The following is a 20,840-nucleotide window of genomic DNA, read 5'->3' as shown; positions in this document are numbered from 1 at the left end:
ATTCCAATTGTCGACGCCGGGCCTCCAGAAGGGCACCATTTCCGGTTTGACAGCCTGCCAAGGGTTTGTTTTGTCTCCGGTTCCAGAGTTCGGGTCGTCGAATGCAGAAGCTTTTCAGGTGGGCCAGCAAATGGTGGCCAGGGCTGATCCCCCTTGTCGTCATGTGGGGATTTGCGGCCTGGAATAACACGTTGCCGGTCGAGGCGGACCTGTCGGCCCGCAGCGCGGCGGCGCTCAAGGATACCGTTCTGGACAAGACCCGGATCGCGGTCGACGGCCGCGACGTCAGCCTGGCGGCGGATGCGTTCTCCGAGGAAGGACGCCGCGATGCCGTGACGGCGGTCGAAGCCGTCCCCGGTGTGCGGCTGGTCGACGACCGGACCCGCCTTGTTCCCGAGGCCAAACCCTTCGTCTGGAATGCCGAACGTGACGTGGTGCGGGTGACCCTGTCGGGCTCCGCGCCGCTGCCCTCGATGCGGGCGCGTCTGACCGAGGCGGCGCGCAAGGAAGTCGCCGGCGTCGAGGTGACCGATCAGATGGGCTTGGCGCGCGGTGCGCCGCCACGGTTCGAGGCCGCCGCGACATTGCTGCTCGATCAGATTGGCAAGCTCAAGGACGGCAAGATCACGATAACCGACACCAAGGTCAATCTGTCGGGCATGGCGCGCGAACTCGGTGGTCGCGAGGCGATTGCGGCCGCACTGAAAAACCTGCCGGAGGGTTTTTCGATCGCCGCCAACGACGTCAAGGCGCCGCCCTACATCTTCCAGGCCTACAAGGATCCGGTGGCCGCGACGCTGACGCTGACAGGCTATGTCCCGGACAGCAATGTGCACGCGGCGATCGCAACCAGCGCCTCGCGAAAGTTCTTCAACGAGAAGGTCGTGGACAATCTCAAGGCCAGCATCGGGGCGCCCGGCTCGTTCAACACCGCCATTGTCGCAGCGCTCGGCGCGCTGTCGCGGCTGTCCACCGGCACGCTCGTGGTCACGGATCGCGAGGTGAAGCTGTCGGGCGATGCACTCTATGAAGGTGCCGCCAGTGACATCCGCGCAGGGCCGGGCAAGGACTTCCCGAAGAACTGGCAATACAAGCCGGAGATTACGGTGAAGCCTGCGGCAGGCCCCGTCGACGGCACCGTGTGCCAGCAATTGTTCTCGGATCTCCTGGCCAAGGGCAAGATCCGCTTCACGGCGAAGCGCGCCGATATCGATCCGGATTCCGCCGGCATTCTCGACCATCTGATCGAGACGGCGTTGCGCTGTCCCACCGCCAATATCGAGGTCGCCGGGCATACCGACGCCGACGGCGAGGATTCCTTCAACCTGGCTCTCTCGGAGAAGCGCGCGCAGGCGGTGATCGATTATCTGGTCAAGGCCGGCCTGCCCGCCAGCCGCTTCACTGCGGTCGGCCACGGCAGCACGCAGCCCCTCGCCGGCAACGACACCGACGACGGCAAGGCGCAGAACCGCCGCATCGAATTTCTGGTGAGGTGATGATGCCCTATCTGGCTTCGTTCCATATGGGTTGGCTGGTCGGCTCGCTGCTGCTGGGCTTTTGCATGGGCTGGATCTCCGTGGTCCAGCGTGGCAACGGCACCTCGAAGGTGACCGCGCGGTGGCTCGCCGCGCTTGCCGCCGCCATGGTCGCGGCGTCGTTTGCGCACGTGGTCCCCGGCCGCTTCGGCTATTGGCTCGACCTTGGCCTGATCATGTTCGCGTGTTATCTCGTGGGTTGCACCATCGGTGCCTGGCTGCGCGACCGGGTAGTCTCGCGAAGCACGCCGCCAGCAGTGTGAAGCCTGAAGCTCTGACTGATCGGCGGAGCTTGCCTCTTTCATTACGATAACACATTGATCAAACAAGTATATTGCCGAAACGGGAGGTCTGGTTGACAATAATACGTACGTGCGTATTATCGCTTAATGCCAAAGCCCTCGCTCAAAGACGCCATCCTCGACGCCGGCCTCAAAGTCATGTTCCGGACCGGCTATCACGGTACCAGCGTACGTGACGTCACCGCTGCGGCGGGCGCCCCGCAGGGGTCCTTCACCAATCATTTTCGTTCCAAGGAGGCGTTCGCCTCCGAGGTGCTCGACCGCTACTTCGCCATCACCAGGGGATTGGTCGCGGAAGCCCTCGACGACACCTCGCTGACGCCGCGGGCTCGGCTCAGGCGCTATCTCGACATCATCACCGGTCGGCTCGAGGCCGACGGCTATGGTCGCGGCTGCCTGATCGGGGACCTCAGTCTCGAAGCGGCCGGCAGCAGCGAGATGCTGCGCACCCGTCTTGCCGAAATTTTTGCCGAGTGGCGCATGCCCTTCGCGGCCTGCATCGCCGGGGCACAGACGCGCGGCGAAATCGCGTCCGATTTCGAGGCCGAGGAGCTTGCCGACTTCCTGCTTGCGTCCTGGCAGGGGGCGATCCTGCGCATGAAGGTCGACCGCAATCCGGACGCGCTCGAACGTTTCAAGACTATCGCATTTCAAACTGTGTTCAGGGAGCCAACATGAGCAAGCCAGTCAACATGGAAATGCGCACCGCGTCCGTGCTTGGGAGCACGATGGCTTACCGCGCGACAGGAGGGCGCGATCAGCCGGTCGCGTTGTTCTTGCACGGCAATCCCACCTCCTCGCACATCTGGCGCAACATCCTGCCGCTGGTGGCGCCGGTCGCGCATTGCATCGCGCCCGACCTCATCGGCTTCGGCGAGTCCGGCAAGCCCGACATCGCCTACCGCTTCGTTGATCACGCCGGCTACCTTGATGCGTTGATTGAACAGCTCGGCTTGTCCTCGGCTTATCTCGTTGCCCAGGATTGGGGCACTGCGCTCGCATTTCATCTCGCCGCGCGCCGTCCGACCTTCGTGCGCGGCCTCGCCTTCATGGAGTTCATCCGACCGATGCCGAGCTGGCAGGATTTTCACCAGACCGACGCGGCGCGCCAGACCTTCCGCAAGTTCAGGACGCAGGGCGAGGGCGAGGCGATGGTTCTGGAGGCGAATGCCTTCGTTGAGCGCGTGCTGCCCGGCGGCATCATGCGCACGCTGAGCGAGGAGGAGATGGCGCCCTATCGCGCGCCGTTTCCGACGCGGGAGAGCCGCCGTCCCGTCCTCGCCTTCCCCCGTGAGCTGCCGATCGCAGGCGAGCCAGCCGATGTCTACGCAGCGCTGCAATCGGCGCATGCATCGCTCGCCGAAGCGTCATATCCAAAGCTGCTGTTTGCAGGCGAGCCGGGTGCGCTCGTCGCTCCGGAATTTGCCGAGACGTTCGCTGCCTCGCTCAAGCACTGCGCGCTTGTCCGTCTCGGGCCGGGCCTGCACTATCTTCAGGAGGATCACGCGGAAGCGATTGGCCGCTCCGTCGCCGGCTGGATCGCCGGCATCGAAGCGGTGCGTCCGCAACTCGCGGCCTGAAGGAGGACGAGATGTCTGCCGTGACCATCATTTGTTGCCGCCCGTGCGGATACGAGAAGCGCGCCAGAGACGTGGCTGCGGCGCTCCGCCGGCAACTGGCGCTGGAGTCGGACCTCGTCCCCGGCAAGGGCAAGATCTTCCAGATCAGGCTCGGCGACCGGATCGTCGCCAGCCGCAGCAAGGGGCACTTTCCCGGCGCCGATGATATCGTCGCGGCCGCGCGGCACTGACGCGGGGAGGGCTTTGCCAATGTCGATTGCCTGGACCGACGATCTCGCCGCCGTGGATTGGCACGAGCTTTCCGAGCTCTATCGCATCGCGCCGCTCGGCCACAAGACGCCGACCGATCTTGCGCTCGTGTTCGGCAACAGCATGTTTCGCACCTTTGCTTGTGACGAGGGGCGGCTGATCGGTGCCGGGCGCGTGCTGGCCGACGGTCGCGACTGCGCCTATCTCTGCGATGTTGCCGTGCACCCTGATCGTCAGGGACAGGGCCTTGGCCGCGAGATCATCGAGCGCTTGCTTGTGCGATGCCGGACCCACCGGAAAATCATCCTCTACGCGGTCCCCGGCAAAGAGGGTTTTTACGAACGTCTGGGTTTCCGGCGGATGACCACGGCCATGGCGATTTTCGAGGATCAGGCCGGTGCCCATCGCCGCGGCTATGTAACCGCGCCTTGAGTCCATTCTGCGCCCAGCACCCTTCCGGCGCATTCGAATCCGTGAACAATGTCCGGGTCGGCCCCTCTTTCAACAGGCCGGCGTGCCCCATAGATTGACGTCGGCTTAAGCCGTGACGGAACATTGTGCGGTTGAAATCATCAAAACTTCATGGCGTCTGCGCAGGATTGCCAAGGAGATTCGCATTAAGCCTTGCCGCCGAAGGCGCCAAACCTTGCATCAGGAGCCCCCAACCTGCCTAAAACATTGAAGGCACGTGTTTTTGTTCGAATTGGCGAATTCCACTTCGTCCGAAAACGCGCTAGTGGAGGGGCAGGGGGCATGCGCGATGCCGGAGCCGGTTCGTCGAGTGCCCGTGCGTCGTCCGCCTGTCCGCCGGCCACCCTGGCCGCTGAAGCGTTGTTCGAGGTCTAGATGCTGGAAGCCATCCGCAGAGCGACGACGTTTCTGCGCCAGAAGCAAGTCCTGCATAAGCTTGGAGTTGTGATCAGCGTCGCGGTCATCGGCATCGCTTGCTATGTGCTTTACCACATGCTGCGAGGCATCGATCGCAACGAGGTCATCGAGGCAATCAAAAGTACCGAGCCGAGCCAGATTGCGATGGCTGCGCTGTTCGTGGCTGCGGGCTATTTCACCCTGACCTTCTACGACCTGTTCGCCACGCGTGCGATCGGGCACGCCCATGTGCCCTACCGGATCAACGCGCTTGCCGCCTTCACCAGCTATTCGATCGGCCACAATGTCGGCGCCAGCGTCTTCACTGGCGGTGCGGTGCGCTACCGCATCTATTCGGCCTATGGGCTGAACGCGATCGACGTCGCCAAGATCTGCTTCCTCGCCGGCCTGACCTTCTGGCTCGGCAATGCCGCCGTGCTCGGCCTCGGCATCTCCTACCATCCGGAGGCCGCCGCCGCGATCGACCAACTGCCGGCCTGGCTGAACCGGACGCTGGCGCTGATGATCATCGTGGGGCTGGTCGCTTATGTGGTATGGGTCTGGACCCAGCCGCGGGTGGTCGGCCGGGGGCCTTGGACCGTAGTGCTGCCGGGCGGCCCGCTGACGCTGCTCCAGATCGCGATCGGCATTGTCGATCTCGGTTTCTGCGCGCTCGCGATGTACGTGCTGGTCCCGGACGAGCCCAATCTCGGCTTCGTCGTGGTCGCAGTGATCTTCGTCTCGGCGACACTGCTCGGCTTTGCCAGCCATTCACCCGGAGGTCTTGGCGTGTTCGACGCCGCCATGCTGGTCGGCCTCTGGCAGATGGACCGGGAGGAGCTTCTGGGTGGAATGCTCCTGTTCCGCGTCCTCTATTATCTGTCCCCCTTCGTCATATCTGTAATCTTGCTGACGTTTCGGGAAGTTATAATCGGCGCACGTTCGAAGCGCTTGCAGCAGGCGGCGCTCAAGCTCGATCCCGGTCCGGCGCGTGAGGCCGCCTATGTGAGAGAGCGCAGCGACAGCGGCGCCTGACCGACGCAGGCCTTTTAGGAGAAGCCCTCCCCGATGGCGATCGACGCCCCATCTTCTCCCTCCAGCCAGCCCTGGTCCGACCGGCTGCGACACTCGACCATCGTGCTGATCGCCGCGGCGCTGGCGCTGTCCGTCGTGGTTTCGCTCGGCGAATTGTCGGTGCTGCACGCTGCCACCGTATTCCTCTGCATTGCAGCCGCGGCGCTGATTCCCTGGCGCCTGCACGATCCCGCCGCCTCGCGCGACGACGTCAGGCGCATCAATCCGGTCGAGAGCGCGGCGGTGGCCGCGGTCGTTGCCGGCATGCCGGATCCTGCGGTGCTGCTCGACCGCGCCGGCCGCGTCATCCACCTCAATGCCGCCGCCGCCCAGCTCGCGCCGGCGCTGCGCAGGAACGAGCTTGCCCAGTTCGCGTTGCGCTCGCCGGAGATTATCACGGCCTTGCGCGAGGCGATCGCGACCACCGAGCCGCGGCGCGCGACCTATCTCGATCATGTTCCGGTCGATCGCTGGATGGAGCTCATGATCACGCCGGTGCCGGTGCCGACCACCTTCGGCGGCGCCGACAAGTGCATGCTGATGACCTTCCACGACCAGACGCCGCTGCGGCGGGTCGAGGAGATGCGGGCCGATTTCGTCGCCAATGCCAGCCACGAGCTGCGCACTCCGCTCGCCGCACTGTCGGGCTTCATCGACACACTCCAGGGCCAGGCCAAGGACGATCCAAAAGCGCGCGAGCGCTTCCTCGGCATCATGCACAACCAGGCCACCCGCATGGCGCGCCTGATCGACGATTTGCTGTCGCTGTCGCGGGTCGAATTGTCGGCCCATGTCCGCCCCGACACCCTGGTCGATCTCTTGCCGATCATCCGCCAGGTCGCGGACGGGCTCGAACCGCTGGCGCGGGAGCGCCAGGTCGATGTCGAGACCCATCTGCCGGAAGCCGCCGTGATGATCGCGGGCGACCGCGAGGAGCTGCTCCGCCTGTTCGAGAACCTGATCGAGAACGCGCTCAAATACGGCGCATCGGGCGGACGCGTCATTGTGTCGCTGACCTCAAGCGCGGTCACTGATGGGGCTCAGGAAATCCGCGTCATGGTCCGGGATTTCGGCCCCGGCATCGCACCGGAGCACCTGCCCCGGCTGACGGAGCGCTTCTACCGGGTCGACGTCGGCGACAGCCGCGCGCAGGGCGGAACCGGGCTCGGATTATCGCTGGTGAAACATATTCTTAACCGTCATCGCGGCCGGCTTCTGATCGAAAGCGTCCCCCGGCAGGGCGCCACTTTTACCGCCTGTTTTCCCCAGACGAGGACTTCGGCTGCGACCTGAAAATCAAGCGATTCCAATTGCTTGAGGGTGTCATCCAGCTGTCACGAAACCTTCGTAAAAGCACAGCCGACCGCTCCTAAAGGGGCGGCGCGGGGAGCGCGATCGGGCGCGGACGGCGCTTCGCTCCCCCTGTATGGAGACCAGCATGAATTTCCTCAAAACGATCGTCGCTGCCGGCTTGGTCGCCGCCTCGGCGACGGCGGCCTTTGCTGCCGATATCACGGGTGCCGGTGCGACGTTCCCGTTCCCGATCTATTCAAAGTGGGCTGATGCCTACAAGAAGGAGACCGGCAACGGTCTGAATTACCAGTCGATCGGCTCGGGCGGCGGTATCAAGCAGATCCTGGCTAAGACCGTGACCTTCGGCGCCAGCGACGCGCCGCTCAAGGCCGAGCAGCTCGAGAAGGACGGTCTCGTGCAGTGGCCGATGGTGATGGGCGCCATCGTCCCCGTCGTCAACCTCGAGGGCGTGAAGCCCGGCGAGCTGGTGTTCGACGGCGAGACGCTGGCCAACATCTATCTCGGCAAGATCACCAAATGGGACGACGCCGCGATCAAGAAGCTCAATCCGAACGTGAAGCTGCCGGCGGAGGCGATCACCGTGGTCCGCCGTTCCGACGGTTCGGGCACCACCTTCAACTTCACCAACTATCTCTCCAAGGCCAGCGCGGACTGGAAGAGCAAGGTCGGCGAAGGCACCGCGGTGGAGTGGCCGGTCGGCGTCGGCGCCAAGGGCAACGAAGGCGTGTCGGGCAACATCAGCCAGACTAAGAACTCGATCGGCTATGTCGAGTACGCCTATGCCAAGCAGAACAAGCTGACCTACACCGGTCTCGTCAACAAGGCCGGCAAGCCGGTGCAGCCGACCGTCGAGGCCTTCCAGGCCGCCGCCTCCAACGCCGACTGGGCCAAGGCTCCCGGCTATTACGTCATCCTGACCGACCAGCCGGGCGAGAAGTCCTGGCCGATCACGGCGGCGACCTTCATCCTGATGCACAAGTCTGCGACCGACAAGGCCGCCTCCCAGGAAGCCATCAAGTTCTTCCGCTGGGCGTTCAAGAACGGTGGCAAGGCGGCTGAAGAACTCGACTACATCCCGATGCCGGACAGCGTCGTCCAGCTGATCGAGAAGACCTGGGCCGCCGAGATCAAGAGCTGAGGCGAACGGCTCTCATGTCCCGGACGCGCAGCAGCGTGAAATGCTGCTGCGCTGCGCCGGGACAACAACCGGGCCCCGATCAGCGTCGTGCTGTGTCGGGGGCGCGGGACCGGCAACAAGCGTCTATAAATCTGGGTACAGGGGATCGGCGTGGCAGAGATGGCCGTTCAGAGCGACGTAATCGACGACGCCGGACCGTATGACCGCGCCAAGGCCTTGAGCGCGTTCAAGCTCGGCGACGTCACCTTCTACTGGATCACGCGACTTTCCGCGATCTCGGTGCTGCTGATCCTCGGTGGCATCATCATTTCGCTGATCGTTGGCGCCTTCCCCGCGATGAAGGAATACGGCCTCTCGTTCCTATGGACGCAGCGCTGGGCGCCGTCGGCCGATCCGCCCGTGCTCGGCGCGCTCGGGCCGATGTACGGCACGCTCGTCACCTCCTTCATCGCGATGCTGATCGCCATTCCGGTCGGTCTCGGTATTGCGATCTTCCTCACCGAGCTCTGCCCGCAATGGCTGCGCCGCCCGATCGGCATGGCGATCGAGCTGCTCGCCGGCATTCCCTCGATCATCTACGGCATGTGGGGCTTCTTCGTGCTGGGCCCGTTCCTGGCCAACACCTTCCAGCCGTTCATGATCAGGGTCTTCGACGGCGTCCCCGTGCTGGGGGCGATCTTCGCAGGTCCGCCGTCCTATCTCAGCCTGTTCAATGCCGCGCTGATCCTCGCCATCATGGTGCTGCCCTTCATCACCTCGATCTCGGTCGACGTGTTCAAGACGGTGCCGCCGGTGCTGAAGGAAGCCGCCTACGGCGTCGGCTGCACCACCTGGGAAGTCGTCCGCAGCGTGGTGATCCCCTACACCCGCGTCGGCATCATCGGCGGCGTCATGCTGGCGCTCGGTCGCGCGCTCGGCGAGACGATGGCGGTGACCTTCATCATCGGCAACTCGTTCCGCATCTCCTCGTCGATCTTCGCTCCGGGCACCACGATCTCGGCGGCGATCGCCTCCGAATTCGCCGAGAGTGACGGCCTGCACCAGTCCGGCCTGATCCTGCTCGGCCTGCTCCTGTTCGTGCTGACGTTCTTCGTGCTCGCGGCCGCGCGGCTGATGCTGATGCGGCTGGAAACCAAGGCCGGAAAGTGACGCCATGAACCCGATCTATTCGCGCCGTCGCCGCTGGGACATCGTCATCCGCGGTCTCTGCATCGCAGCCGCCGCCTTCGGCGTCACTTGGCTCGCGCTGATTCTGATCACGCTGCTTTACAATGGCCTGGCCGGGCTCAACTACCAGGTCTTCACCGAGAACACGCCCCCGCCCGGATCGAACGAGGGCGGCCTGCTCAACGCCATCGTCGGCTCGCTGATCATGACCGTGATCGGCGTCGGCATCGGCGCGCCGCTCGGCCTGTTCGCCGGCACCTATCTCGCCGAGTACGGCCGCAACGACAAGCTGACCTCGGTGATCCGCTTCATCAACGACATCCTGCTCTCGGCGCCTTCGATCATCATCGGCCTGTTCATCTACGGCGCGGTGGTGGTGCCGATGCGCGGCTTCTCGGCGATCGCCGGCGCGCTGGCGCTCGCCGTGATCGTGATCCCGGTCGTGGTGCGCACCACCGAAGACATGTTGCTGCTGGTGCCGAACCCGCTGCGTGAGGCTGCCAGCGCGCTCGGCCTGCCGCGCTCGCTGGTGATCAAACGGATCGCCTATCGTGCCGCGCGCTCCGGCCTGATCACCGGCGTGCTGCTGGCGACTGCGCGCGTCGCCGGCGAGACCGCGCCGCTGCTGTTCACGGCGCTGTCGAACCAGTTCTTCAGCCTCGGCCTCGACAAGACGATGGCCAACCTGCCTGTCACCATCAACAACTTCGTGCAGAGCCCCTACGCCTATTGGAAGCAGCTCGCCTGGAGTGGGGCGCTGCTCATCACCCTGACCGTGCTTGCCCTGAACATTGGCGCGCGCATCCTTGGCGCCGAGAGGACTGCAAAATGAGTGAAATGTCTGTTTCCGTAAGTGCGCCGACCGTTCATCCCGGCTCACAGCCGCTACCCGAGGCGCCTGCCAAGGTCACCGCGCGCAACCTCAATTTCTACTACGGTGAGCACCACGCGCTGAAGAACATCAATCTGGCCCTCGGCACCAACCGCGTCACGGCCTTCATCGGCCCGTCGGGCTGCGGCAAGTCGACCCTGCTGCGCATCTTCAACCGGATGTACGATCTCTATCCGGGCCAGCGCGCCACCGGCCAGCTGTTGCTCGACCAGACCAATATCCTCGATCCCAAGCTGGACCTCAACCTGCTGCGCGCCCGGGTCGGCATGGTGTTCCAGAAACCGACGCCGTTCCCGATGACGATCTACGAGAACATCGCCTTCGGCATCCGCCTCTACGAGAAGATCTCGAAGTCCGAGATGGACGACCGCGTCGAGAAGGCGCTGCGCGGCGGCGCGCTGTGGAACGAGGTCAAGGATAAGCTCAACGCGTCCGGCTTGTCGCTCTCCGGCGGCCAGCAGCAGCGCCTCTGCATCGCCCGCACGGTCGCGGTGCGGCCCGAAGTGATCTTGTTCGATGAGCCCTGCTCGGCGCTCGACCCGATCTCGACCGCCAAGGTCGAGGAGCTGATCCAGGAATTGTCCGAGAACTACACGATCGCGATCGTCACCCACAACATGCAGCAGGCGGCGCGCGTCTCTGATAAAACCGCCTTCATGTATCTCGGCGAGCTGATCGAGTTCGACGACACCAGCAAGATCTTCACGTCGCCGAGCGACCGGCGTACGCAGGATTACATCACCGGCCGGTTCGGCTGAGGAGACGGGACATGGGTACTGAACATACCGCAAAGGCCTTCGATACCGACCTCCAGGAGCTCACTCGCCTCGTCGCCGAGATGGGCGGCATCGCCGAGCGCATGATCGTCGATTCCGTCGACGCGCTGATCCGCCGCGACGTCGCGCTCGGCCAGCGCGTCGTCACCACCGATGCCGAGCTCGACGCGCTTCAGAAGCGCATCGAGGAGCGCGCCGTGCTCACCATCGCCCGCCGCCAGCCGATGGCGGTGGATTTACGCGAGATCGTCGGCGCCATGCGCGTTGCCACCGATCTCGAGCGCATCGGCGACCTCGCCAAGAACATGGGCAAGCGCGTTGCGGCGCTGGAGACGGACTTCCATCCGCTGAAACTGTTCCGCGGCCTGGAGCACATGACCGACCTCGTGCAGCAGCAGGTCAAGTCGGTGCTGGATGCCTATGCCGCGCACGATTTGCCGGCGGCGATGGCGGTGTGGAAGGGCGACGAGGAAGTGGACGCCATCTGCACCTCTCTGTTCCGCGAGCTCCTCACCTATATGATGGAGGATCCGCGCAACATCTCGTTCTGCATCCATCTGATGTTTTGCGCCAAGAACATCGAGCGCATCGGTGATCACGCCACCAACATCGCCGAGACCGTGTTCTACATGATCGAGGGGCAGGCGATCACCGACAAGCGGCCGAAGGGCGACATGACGACCTTCGCCACGACGGTACCGAATACCTAGGGAGCGACGACAACATGGGCGCACGCATTATGGTGGTTGAGGACGAGGAAGCTCTCACCGAGCTTCTCCGTTACAACCTCGAAGGCGACGGCTATGACGTGGAGACGGTAATGCGCGGCGACGACGCCGACACCCGCCTCAAGGAACACATCCCCGATCTGATCGTGCTCGACTGGATGCTGCCGGGACTGTCCGGCATCGAGTTGTGTCGGCGGCTGCGCACCCGTCCCGAGACCAAGCAGCTCCCGATCATCATGCTGACCGCGCGCGGCGAGGAAAGCGAGCGGGTGCGGGGTCTTGCGACCGGCGCCGATGACTACATCGTCAAGCCGTTCTCGGTGCCGGAGCTGCTCGCGCGCGTGAAGGGCCTTCTGCGGCGCGCAAGCCCCGAGCGGCTCGCCACCGTGCTCGCCTATGGCGACATCGAGCTCGATCGCGACAAGCGCCGCGTCGCGCGCTCGGGCCGGCCGATCGATCTCGGCCCGACCGAATATCGCCTGCTGGAGTTCTTCCTGGAGCATCCCGGCCGCGTGTTCTCGCGCGAGCAGCTGCTCGACAGCGTCTGGGGCCGCGACATCTACATCGACGAGCGCACCGTCGACGTCCATATCGGCCGCCTGCGCAAGCTGCTCAATCTCGGCCGCGAGCAGGACCCGATCCGCACCGTCCGCGGCGCGGGTTATGCGCTGGATGATCGGTTTGCAAAGGCGGAGCAGACGTAGGCCCAACTGCGTCACCAAGCTCGGTCGTCGTCCCGGACAAGCGTAGCTCCCGGCAACGCGCAGCGTTGTCCGGAGCGAAGCGCCGATCCGGACGCATAGCCACAGGACGTGGTTGTTGCGCGAAAAGGTAACTCCGAGTCCCCGTAACCACGGCTTGCGGTGGCTATCGGTCCCGGTCCGGCGCTTCGCTTGTCCGGGACGACGTCGGGTTTGTTGCGCCGTCACCGCGTGACGGCTGCCGGTTCGATCTCAGGAAATAATCACCGCGTGCTCGGCTTCGGTGCCGCCCGCCGGCGATCCGCTGCCGGCTGATAGGCGACGCGCGAGTGCTGGGCGCAGTAGGGCAGGCCTGACAGCGCCTTGCCGCCACAGAAGAAGAAGTCCGGGCTGGAGGGATCGCCGACCGGCCAGTGGCACGTCGCCTCGTTCAATTCCAGCAGCGACAGCCGCTGACTCATCGGCACCACGTTGTCGTAGGTGACCGGTTCGGCCTCCACCTCGACCTCGAAGGCCTGCGCCAGCGCGGTGTTGCCGCGCGAGATCGGCCGGGTCACCCGCATCATATGCTGCGCGGGCCGCGCCTTGCGCGGCCGCGGCGCTGCCGATGAAGGGCTCTTGGCGCGGCCCGACAGGCCGAGCCTGTGCACTTTGCCGATCACGGCATTGCGGGTCACATTGCCGAGCTCGGCCGCGATCTGGCTGGCCGAAAGTCCGGCCTCCCAGAGCTTTTTCAGCTGCTCGACGCGATCGTCGGACCAGGTCAAAACCGTCATTGCACCCTTTCCCTCGTTGCGCGCCGCCATCCTGGGGCCTCACAGCGAATGCTTAAGCCTTGAAAAACCCGTGCCGTCAGAATCCCTTAAGGCTCGCCGGGCGCGTGACTGACGCCCGAACGTTTACGCCGGTACATGAGGACTCTTGGGATCAGAACCGCTGCACGAGATGTCGTATCTGACAGTCCAAACGCTACAATATGGCGTGACTCCCGCGCAAGAGTCCGCCGACTCGCTTCCACATGTTCCGTGGTGAAAACCCCGCAAGATCGGCACCGCAAGACTACGGATTTCGCGTTTCGCGAGGCTTTCCGGGCGGCATTGACACCCGTCTTGCCAGGCATAAGATGGTGACGCGTGCCGCCCTTAAAAGGCGGCACGTTTCGTTTTCCGGACCGGTCAATGGTGCGCTGCGCAAGGCATGCCAGGCAGGTCTCAACGTCCAAATGCAACATCCAAGTGATGGTCATGACCAACAGCGCCGCGCCGCATCTGCTTCCCGTTTTCGCCAGGGCGGACCTTGGCTTCGAGCGCGGCGAAGGCTGCTGGCTGATCGCGACCAATGGCGATCGCTATCTCGATTTCACCTCGGGCGTCGCCGTGAACGCGCTCGGCCACGCCCATCCTGCGTTGGTCAAGGCATTGCAGGAGCAGGCGACCAAGCTCTGGCACATGTCGAACCTGTTCCAGAGTCCCGATGGCGAACGGCTTGCAACGCGTTTGTGCAACGAAAGTTTCGCGGACTTCGTGTTCTTCTGCAATTCCGGCGCCGAAGCGTTGGAATGCGTGATCAAGGTCGTGCGGCGCTATCATGCCGCCAAAGGCCATCCCGATCGCTATCGCATGATCACCTTCGAAGGCGCCTTCCACGGCCGCACGCTGGCGACGTTGGCGGCGACGGGCTCGGCAAAATATCTTGAAGGTTTCGGCCCGCCCATGGATGGCTTCGACCAGGTCCCGCATGGCGATATCGAGGCCGTGAAGAAGGCGATCGGTCCGCAGACCGCCGGCATCCTGATCGAGCCGATCCAGGGCGAGGGCGGTGTGCGTTCGTCAACACCCGCCTTCCTCAAGGCGCTGCGTCAGCTCTGTGACGAGAAGGGCCTGTTGCTCGCGTTCGACGAGGTGCAGACCGGCATGGGCCGCACCGGCGATCTGTTCGCGCATCGCCGTCTCGGCGTCACCCCCGACGTGATGTCGCTGGCGAAAGCGCTCGGTGGCGGCTTCCCGATCGGCGCTTGTCTTGCCACCGCGGAAGCGGCCTCCGGCATGACGCCCGGCTCGCACGGCTCGACCTTCGGCGGCAATCCGCTCGCGATTTCCGCTGCGAACGCCGTGCTCGACGTCATGCTCGAGCCCGGCTTTTTCGATCACGTGCAGAGGATGTCGCTGCTGCTCAAGCAGAAGCTCGCCTCGGTGATCGATCGCTATCCTGATGTCGTCAGCGAAGTCCGTGGTGAGGGGCTCCTGATCGGCATCAAGGCGGTCGTGCCTTCGGGTGATCTCGTTACCGCCCTGCGCAACGAAAAGCTGCTCACCGTCGGCGCCGGCGACAATGTGGTGCGCTTCCTACCGCCTCTGATCGTCACCGAAGCCGAGATCGAGGACAGCGTCGGGCGGCTCGAGCGCGCCTGCGCGGCGATCTCGTGCAGTCAGACCAAGCGGGCGGCAAGCTGATGAGCAATTCGCCAAAGCACTTCCTCGACATCAACGAGCTCCCGCTGTCGGAGCTCAAGCGCATGCTCGCCGCATCCTCCGCCATGAAGGCGAAGCAGAAGGCGCATCAGCCGGTCAGGCCGCTCGAAGGCAAGACGCTGGCGATGATCTTCGAGCGCCCCTCGACGCGGACGCGGGTGTCGTTCGACGTCGCCATGCGCCAGCTCGGCGGCGAGCCCATCATGCTCACCGGCGCCGAAATGCAGCTCGGCCGGGGCGAGACCATCGCCGACACCGCGCGCGTGCTGTCGCGCTATGTCGACGCCATCATGATCCGCATCCTCAATCACGAGGCGCTGCTGGAGCTTGCGGCCCATGCGACCGTGCCCGTCATCAACGGCCTGACGCGCCGTTCGCACCCTTGCCAGGTGATGGCCGACCTCATGACCTATGAGGAGCATCGCGGCCCGATCGAGGGCAAGACGGTGGCCTGGACAGGCGACGACAACAACGTGCTGGCGTCCTGGGCCCACGCCGCCGAGCGCTTCAAGTTCCAGCTCAACGTCGCAACGCCGCCGGAGCTCGCGCCGAAAAAGGCGATGCGCGATTGGATCAAGATGACCAATGCGCCGATCGTGCTCGGCACCGATCCGGAAGCCGCCGTGAGGGGCGCCGACTGCGTCGTCACCGACACCTGGGTGTCGATGGGCGACAAGGAAGGCGAGCACCGCCACAACGTGCTCAAGCCCTACCAGGTCAATGCCAAGCTGATGTCGCTGGCCAAGCCCGACGCGCTGTTCATGCACTGCCTGCCTGCCCATCGCGGCGAGGAGGTCACGGATGAAGTGATCGACGGCCCGCAATCGGTCGTGTTCGACGAGGCCGAAAACCGCCTGCACGCGCAGAAGGGCATTCTGGCCTGGTGCTTTGACGCGGTGAAGTAGCGCAGCCTGGTGAAGGCGAAGTGGGTTTGGTTCGTCGTCCTGGCGAGAAGCCGGGACGACGCCGAACCAGCAGTATCGTGTGTGATCATAACTGCCTCGGGAACACTCCCTCGCGCCCCCTTCCATTTCCCACCTCCGACCCCAGATACACGGCCATGGTTTCCCAATCCCCTGACATGAAAACCGGGCCAGAAGGCCCGGTTCGCGCGCCATCACCGGTTCCGATCGATGACGCCGTGCTGCCCTACGAGGTCGACGCACTCGACGTGCGCGGCCGCTTGGTGCGGCTCGGTCCGGCGCTCGACGACATTCTCACCAAGCACGATTATCCCGCTCCCGTCGGCAAGCTGCTCGGCGAGGCCATCGTGCTGACGACGTTGCTCGGCTCGGCGCTGAAATTCGAGGGCCGCTTCATCCTCCAGGCCCAAACCGACGGTCCGGTGTCGTTCCTTGTCGTCGACTACATGGCGCCGGATCGCCTGCGCGCCTATGCGCGTTTCGATGCCGCGCGTCTCGGTAACGCCAAAGATTCCGGCACGCTGCTCGGCCGCGGTCATCTCGCCATGACCATCGACCAGGGCCCCGACATGAGCCGTTACCAGGGTCTGGTCGCGCTCGACGGTGGCAGCCTGGAAGAGGCCGCTCACGAATATTTCCTCCGCTCCGAGCAGATCCCGACGCGCGTGCGTCTTGCGGTCGGCGAGGAGTGGCGCAGTAGCGACGGCGGCAAGCATCGCTGGCGCGCCGGTGGCATGTTGATGCAGTTTCTGCCCAAGGCGCCGGAGCGCGCGCGGCAGGCGGACCTGCATCCCGGGGATGCGCCCGAAGGCAGCGAGGTGCACAGCGTCGCCGAAGACGACGCCTGGGTCGAGGCGCGCTCGCTGATCGAGACCGTCGAGGACGTCGAGCTGATCGATCCCGAGCTCTCCGGCGAGCGGCTGCTGTTTCGCCTCTTCCACGAGCGCGGCGTGCGCGTGTTCAATTCGCAGGTTCTGGAAGCGCGGTGCTCCTGCTCGCGCGATGCGGTTGCCTCGATGCTCAAGAGCTTCTCGCCCGACGATCGCGCCGCGATGGTCAAGGACGACAAGGTCGTCGTCACCTGCGAGTTCTGCTCGTCGGTCTACCAGTTCACGCCGCACGAGGCGGGCGTGGAGGACGCCTAGGCATCGCGCATAGCTAGGCTAGGAATGACGAGGCTGGGGAGGCTGCTCGCACATACTCGCTGTCATCGCCCGGCCGTGATCGGGCGATCCAATACTCCGAGACGACAGTGATTGAGCCAAACACTGATTGAACCGATAGGCCGCGGCTTGCTGGATTCTCCGCCTTCGCGGGGAATGACATCGGAGGCTAGTTCAACACCCGCTTGTTGTCCGGACTGTCCAGCGAGAACGTCGGCACGTCGATCTCGAAGCGCTCGCCGCTTTCGCTGACCATCTGGTAGCGGCCGGTCATGAAGCCGGAGGCGGTCGTGAGCGGCACGCCGGAGGTGTATTCGAAGCGCTCGCCGGGGGCCAGGATCGGCTGCTCACCGACGACGCCCTCGCCCTTCACCTCCTGCTGGCGGCCGGAGGCGTCGGTGATGATCCAGTGCCGCGTCTTCAGCTGCACGGTCTCGTCACCGGAATTGGTGATGACGATGGTGTAGGACCAGAAATAGCGGGAGCGGTCGGCCGACGACTGCTCCGGAACAAAGTTCGGCTCGACGGTCACTTCGATCTGGCGGGTCACGGCGCGGTACATGATGGCCCATCATAGCGAAATCCGCCCGGGGAACCAAACGCCGGAGACGGCTTTGGCGACATCGTCCCGCCAGAATTCGCGGGGAAGGGACTCCCAAGGGGGAGACAACCTTATGTGATCCGGCCGCTTTGCGAGACGACGGCCGGACCGGTAAACTCCATTGAACGTCGCGATTTGCGGAAGGGTTTTTGGCCCCGATGACCATTGCCGACCAAGTGACGGGATCGACGATCGCGGGAACCGCCGGTGCCAAACCCGCAGGGACCAAGCCGCGCGCCGCCGCGCCAGCCATTACGCTGCCGGCGATCGGCGAGCGCGAGCTCCGGCTCGATCTGTTCCGCGGCCTGGCGCTGTGGCTGATCTTCATCGACCATCTGCCAACCAGCCTGCTGACCTGGTTCACCATTCGCAATTACGGCTTCAGCGACGCCACCGAGATCTTCATCTTCATCTCCGGCTATACCGCCGCCTTCGTCTACGGCCGGGCAATGCTGGAGAGCGGCGCCGTCATCGCCACCGCGCGCATCCTGCGCCGCGTCTGGCAGATTTACGTCGCCCACGTCTTCCTGTTCACGATCTTCCTCGCCGAAATCTCCTATGTGGCGACCAGCTTCGAGAACCCGCTCTACACCGAAGAGATGGGCATCATGGATTTCCTCAAGCAGCCCGACGTCACCATCGTGCAGGCGCTGCTGCTGCGCTTCCGGCCCGTCAACATGGACGTGCTGCCGCTCTACATCGTGCTGATGCTGGCGCTGCCGTTGATCCTGTGGTCGATGAAGTGGAAGCCCGACGTCACGCTCGGCCTCTCGGTCGTGCTCTACGCCGTGACGTGGGAATACGACCTCTACTTCTCGGCCTATCCGAACGGCTTCTGGGCGTTCAATCCGCTGGCCTGGCAATTGCTTTTCGTCTTCGGTGCATGGTGTGCGCTCGGAGGCGCGCGGCGCATGTCGCGCATTCTGGCATCACCCGTGACGATGTGGATCTCGATCGCCTATCTCGCCGCGGCGTTCTACGTGACGCTGACCTGGTACGTGCCGCAGCTCGGCCACTTCATGCCGAAGCGGATCGAGCAGTGGATGTATCCGATCGACAAGACCGATCTCGACGTGCTGCGCTTCACACATTTCCTGGCGCTGGCCGCGCTCACCGTGCGCTTCCTGCCGCGGACCTGGCCGGGCCTGAAATCGCCCTGGCTGCGGCCGCTGATCCTATGCGGGCAGCATTCGCTCGAGATCTTCTGTCTCGGCGTCTTCCTGGCTTTCGCCGGCCATTTCATCCTGGCCGAAGTTTCCGGCGGGGCAGCCATGCATGCGTTGATTAGTCTCTCCGGAATCCTGATCATGTGGGGGGTGGCGTGGGTGATTTCGTGGTACAAGCGCGTGGCTGACAAGAGCGGTGCGAAAACCAAAAACGCCGTCGGCAACGCCGATCTGGCGGGAGGGGGCTGATGAAGGCGAAGGTTCTCCTGAGCCTGATCCTGCTATGCGGTGGCCTCGCCGCGGCCACGGCGCGCGCGGGCGATGCTGCGCCTGCTGCCTCGGCCGCGCCCCCGGCCTGCGAATTGCCGTCCTATCTGCTTACCAGCGAAAGCCAGCTTCCCAAAGTCGCCGATGCCATCAAGTCCGGCAAGCCGCTCGAGATTCTGGTCATCGGAAGCCGCTCGACCACGATTCCATCCTCGGAGAGCAGCTCATATCCGGCGCGCATGGAGACGATCCTCAAGGAGAAGCTGCCCGCGTCCGAAGTGGTGCACGTCTCCGTAGAAATACAGAGCAAGAAAACGGCAGGGGAGACCGCGTCCACTTTCATTAAGCTGATGGAAGCAAAAATGCCTACTTTGGTCATCTGGCAGACCGGGACCGTGGATGCTATCCGATCCATCGATCCCGACGATTTTCGCGGCGCGGTAACCGAAGGGGTTACCGCGTTGCAAAAGGCAGGGGCTGACGTCGTCTTGATGAATTTGCAGTACAGTCCGCGTACCGAAACCATGATCTCGGCGCAGCCTTTTCTCGATAATATGCGTGTGGTGGCGCAGGAGCACGACGTCCCACTGTTCGACCGTTTCGCGATCATGCGACAGTGGAATGATCAGGGCCAGTTCGACTTGTTCAACCCGTCCCGCGGGCCTGAACTGGCGAAACAGGTCCATGATTGCCTTGGCCGGGCGTTGGCACAGTTCGTGATTGATGCTGCCCATCTGGAGCCGGCCCAGCAGCAAAATTGAGGTCTAGCGTTAATGAGTTCTCTCCGCCCTTTTTGCCTGACGTCATGGCTGGCGCCCGCGGCGGCGGCGCTGCTGCTGCTGATGCCCGCTTCGCAGCCGCGCGCGCAGACGCAAGCCGCTCAGGCGACGCCCGCGCAGCCGGCTGATTCCGCTGCCGCACCGCCCTCCCAGACCACCGTCGCCGCGACGTCCCCCGAGCAGCGCGGCGTCACGGCGCGCGCCATCGACAAGGTGAAGGAAGTCGCAAAGTCCGCCGGCGACATCTTCAGCCGCGTGCCCTGCCTGCCGCCGAAGGGCGGCTCGAAGGCGATGGGCTCGCTGCCGCGTGTCGCAAGCAAGCTCGTCGCCGGCCAGCCCGTCGTCATCGTCGCGTTCGGCTCGTCGTCCACCGCAGGATTCGGTGCGAGCTCGCCGGAGTTCAATTATCCGAACCGTCTCGCCGCACAGCTGCGCCGGCACTATCCGACCGCTGACATCACCGTCATCAATGCCGGCGTCGGTGGCGAGGATGCGCCCGAGATGATGAAGCGCCTCCAGACGCAGGTCATCGACGTGCATCCGGATCTCGTGATCTGGCAGGTCGGCACCAACGCCGTGCTGCGCAATCTCGATCCCGCCGATACCGCAAAACTGGTCGAGGACGGCATCAGCCGCATCCAGGCCGCCGGTGGCGCCGACATCGTGCTGGTCGATCCGCAATATTCGCCGGCGGTCAACCAGCGCGCCGAGAGCGCCGGCAAGATGGTGAAGCTGCTCGGCAAGGTCGCCGAGCTCCGTCACGTTGGCATCTTCCCGCGCTTCGAGGTGATGCGCGACTGGCACGAGAAGCAGGCGATCCCGGTCGAGAGTTTCGTTATCGCCGACGGCCTGCACATGAACGATTGGGGCTACGCATGCTTCGCCCAACTCCTCGCCGATGACATCATCCGCTCCGTCGGCCAGATCAAGCTCGGTGTGAACGTGCCCGCGGATGTGCGCACGTATCGGCCGATGTAGGTTGCTTCACCCTCCCCTGGGAGGGGGAGGGTCGATCGCGCACAGGCGAGCGGGGTGGGTGATCTCTCCGCTCGGGCGTTGGATGCGGAAAGACCGTCACCCCACCCCGTCTCACATTTCGTTGCGCTCCATGTGAGCCGACCCTCCCCCTCCAGGGGAGGGTAAGAAG

22 protein-coding genes are annotated in these 20,840 nt (G+C 64.4%); 20 read left to right on the top strand and 2 right to left on the bottom strand.

Annotated elements, in window-relative coordinates; all coding sequences use genetic code 11:
• Window positions 1-101: 101 nt before the first annotated feature.
• The 14 genes from IVB01_RS06285 (at window position 102) to phoB (ending at window position 12,326) form a co-directional block, all read left to right on the top strand.
• Complete coding sequence (locus tag IVB01_RS06285) at window positions 102-1,496, top strand: OmpA family protein (protein WP_247281840.1); 1,395 nt, start codon at window positions 102-104, stop codon at window positions 1,494-1,496.
• 2 nt (window positions 1,497-1,498) lie between these two features.
• The gene (locus IVB01_RS06280) at window positions 1,499-1,798 is read left to right on the top strand and encodes a hypothetical protein (RefSeq protein WP_247282049.1); all 300 of its coding nucleotides are present in this window, start codon (window positions 1,499-1,501) and stop codon (window positions 1,796-1,798) included.
• Between the two features lie 126 nt (window positions 1,799-1,924).
• Window positions 1,925-2,515: a TetR/AcrR family transcriptional regulator gene (locus IVB01_RS06275; RefSeq protein ID WP_247281839.1), complete on the top strand. Its 591-nt coding sequence runs from the start codon at window positions 1,925-1,927 to the stop codon at window positions 2,513-2,515.
• Window positions 2,512-3,417: a haloalkane dehalogenase gene (locus IVB01_RS06270; RefSeq protein ID WP_247281838.1), complete on the top strand. Its 906-nt coding sequence runs from the start codon at window positions 2,512-2,514 to the stop codon at window positions 3,415-3,417. Before IVB01_RS06275 ends, IVB01_RS06270 begins: the two co-directional genes overlap by 4 nt.
• Window positions 3,418-3,428: 11 nt before the next feature.
• Window positions 3,429-3,647: an Rdx family protein gene (locus IVB01_RS06265; protein ID WP_247281837.1), complete on the top strand. Its 219-nt coding sequence runs from the start codon at window positions 3,429-3,431 to the stop codon at window positions 3,645-3,647.
• Between the two features lie 19 nt (window positions 3,648-3,666).
• Window positions 3,667-4,098 carry a GNAT family N-acetyltransferase gene (locus IVB01_RS06260; RefSeq protein WP_247281836.1) on the top strand — a complete coding sequence of 144 codons (432 nt, stop codon included), beginning with the start codon at window positions 3,667-3,669 and terminating at the stop codon, window positions 4,096-4,098.
• A gap of 414 nt (window positions 4,099-4,512) precedes the next feature.
• A complete protein-coding gene (locus tag IVB01_RS06255; RefSeq protein ID WP_247281835.1) occupies window positions 4,513-5,568 on the top strand; it encodes a lysylphosphatidylglycerol synthase domain-containing protein in 1,056 nt (351 codons plus the stop codon).
• Window positions 5,569-5,601: 33 nt separating this feature from the next.
• The gene (locus IVB01_RS06250; protein ID WP_247281834.1) at window positions 5,602-6,900 is read left to right on the top strand and encodes an ATP-binding protein; all 1,299 of its coding nucleotides are present in this window, start codon (window positions 5,602-5,604) and stop codon (window positions 6,898-6,900) included.
• Window positions 6,901-7,045: 145 nt separating this feature from the next.
• Window positions 7,046-8,059 carry a phosphate ABC transporter substrate-binding protein PstS gene (gene pstS / locus IVB01_RS06245; RefSeq protein WP_247281833.1) on the top strand — a complete coding sequence of 338 codons (1,014 nt, stop codon included), beginning with the start codon at window positions 7,046-7,048 and terminating at the stop codon, window positions 8,057-8,059.
• Between the two features lie 159 nt (window positions 8,060-8,218).
• On the top strand, window positions 8,219-9,208 hold the full coding sequence (pstC, locus tag IVB01_RS06240) for a phosphate ABC transporter permease subunit PstC (protein WP_247282048.1): 990 nt from the start codon (window positions 8,219-8,221) through the stop codon (window positions 9,206-9,208).
• Window positions 9,209-9,212: 4 nt separating this feature from the next.
• Entirely contained in the window at window positions 9,213-10,058 is an 846-nt protein-coding gene (gene pstA, locus IVB01_RS06235) for a phosphate ABC transporter permease PstA (protein WP_247281832.1), read from the top strand.
• Window positions 10,055-10,876: a phosphate ABC transporter ATP-binding protein PstB gene (pstB, locus tag IVB01_RS06230; protein WP_008541003.1), complete on the top strand. Its 822-nt coding sequence runs from the start codon at window positions 10,055-10,057 to the stop codon at window positions 10,874-10,876. The genes pstA and pstB overlap by 4 nt, the downstream gene beginning before the upstream one ends.
• Before the next feature lie 11 nt (window positions 10,877-10,887).
• The gene (phoU, locus tag IVB01_RS06225) at window positions 10,888-11,604 is read left to right on the top strand and encodes a phosphate signaling complex protein PhoU (protein WP_091884957.1); all 717 of its coding nucleotides are present in this window, start codon (window positions 10,888-10,890) and stop codon (window positions 11,602-11,604) included.
• Between the two features lie 14 nt (window positions 11,605-11,618).
• Entirely contained in the window at window positions 11,619-12,326 is a 708-nt protein-coding gene (gene phoB, locus IVB01_RS06220; RefSeq protein ID WP_008143479.1) for a phosphate regulon transcriptional regulator PhoB, read from the top strand.
• 260 nt (window positions 12,327-12,586) lie between these two features.
• Here phoB and IVB01_RS06215 read toward each other — a convergent pair whose 3' ends face one another.
• The gene (locus IVB01_RS06215) at window positions 12,587-13,099 is read right to left on the bottom strand and encodes a GcrA family cell cycle regulator (RefSeq protein WP_247281831.1); all 513 of its coding nucleotides are present in this window, start codon (window positions 13,097-13,099) and stop codon (window positions 12,587-12,589) included.
• A 468-nt stretch (window positions 13,100-13,567) separates the two neighbouring features.
• On the opposite strand from IVB01_RS06215, the gene IVB01_RS06210 reads away from it, so the two are divergent.
• The 3 genes from IVB01_RS06210 (at window position 13,568) to IVB01_RS06200 (ending at window position 16,862) form a co-directional block, all read left to right on the top strand.
• On the top strand, window positions 13,568-14,776 hold the full coding sequence (locus tag IVB01_RS06210; RefSeq protein WP_247281830.1) for an aspartate aminotransferase family protein: 1,209 nt from the start codon (window positions 13,568-13,570) through the stop codon (window positions 14,774-14,776).
• A complete protein-coding gene (argF, locus tag IVB01_RS06205; protein ID WP_247281829.1) occupies window positions 14,776-15,699 on the top strand; it encodes an ornithine carbamoyltransferase in 924 nt (307 codons plus the stop codon). Before IVB01_RS06210 ends, argF begins: the two co-directional genes overlap by 1 nt.
• A 155-nt stretch (window positions 15,700-15,854) precedes the next feature.
• On the top strand, window positions 15,855-16,862 hold the full coding sequence (locus IVB01_RS06200) for an Hsp33 family molecular chaperone (RefSeq protein ID WP_247281828.1): 1,008 nt from the start codon (window positions 15,855-15,857) through the stop codon (window positions 16,860-16,862).
• A gap of 187 nt (window positions 16,863-17,049) precedes the next feature.
• On the opposite strand, the gene apaG is transcribed toward IVB01_RS06200, so the two are convergent.
• Complete coding sequence (apaG, locus tag IVB01_RS06195) at window positions 17,050-17,442, bottom strand: Co2+/Mg2+ efflux protein ApaG (protein ID WP_176945497.1); 393 nt, start codon at window positions 17,440-17,442, stop codon at window positions 17,050-17,052.
• 197 nt (window positions 17,443-17,639) lie between these two features.
• Between apaG and IVB01_RS06190 the strand changes: the two genes are divergently transcribed.
• Genes IVB01_RS06190 through IVB01_RS06180 form a run of 3 tightly spaced genes read left to right on the top strand, consistent with a single transcriptional unit; the run spans window position 17,640 to window position 20,671 of the window.
• Window positions 17,640-18,896: an OpgC domain-containing protein gene (locus IVB01_RS06190; protein WP_247281827.1), complete on the top strand. Its 1,257-nt coding sequence runs from the start codon at window positions 17,640-17,642 to the stop codon at window positions 18,894-18,896.
• Window positions 18,896-19,675, top strand: coding sequence for an SGNH/GDSL hydrolase family protein (locus IVB01_RS06185; RefSeq protein WP_247281826.1), 780 nt, complete (start codon window positions 18,896-18,898; stop codon window positions 19,673-19,675). The genes IVB01_RS06190 and IVB01_RS06185 overlap by 1 nt, the downstream gene beginning before the upstream one ends.
• 12 nt (window positions 19,676-19,687) lie before the next feature.
• Window positions 19,688-20,671, top strand: coding sequence for an SGNH/GDSL hydrolase family protein (locus IVB01_RS06180; RefSeq protein WP_247281825.1), 984 nt, complete (start codon window positions 19,688-19,690; stop codon window positions 20,669-20,671).
• The last annotated feature ends 169 nt before the right edge of the window (window positions 20,672-20,840 follow it).

It is taken from the genome of Bradyrhizobium sp. 164 (assembly GCF_023073715.1).
Lineage (GTDB): Bacteria > Pseudomonadota > Alphaproteobacteria > Rhizobiales > Xanthobacteraceae > Bradyrhizobium.
Note: the sequence above shows the minus strand (reverse complement) of the source record. Positions and strands in the feature narration are given on the sequence as shown.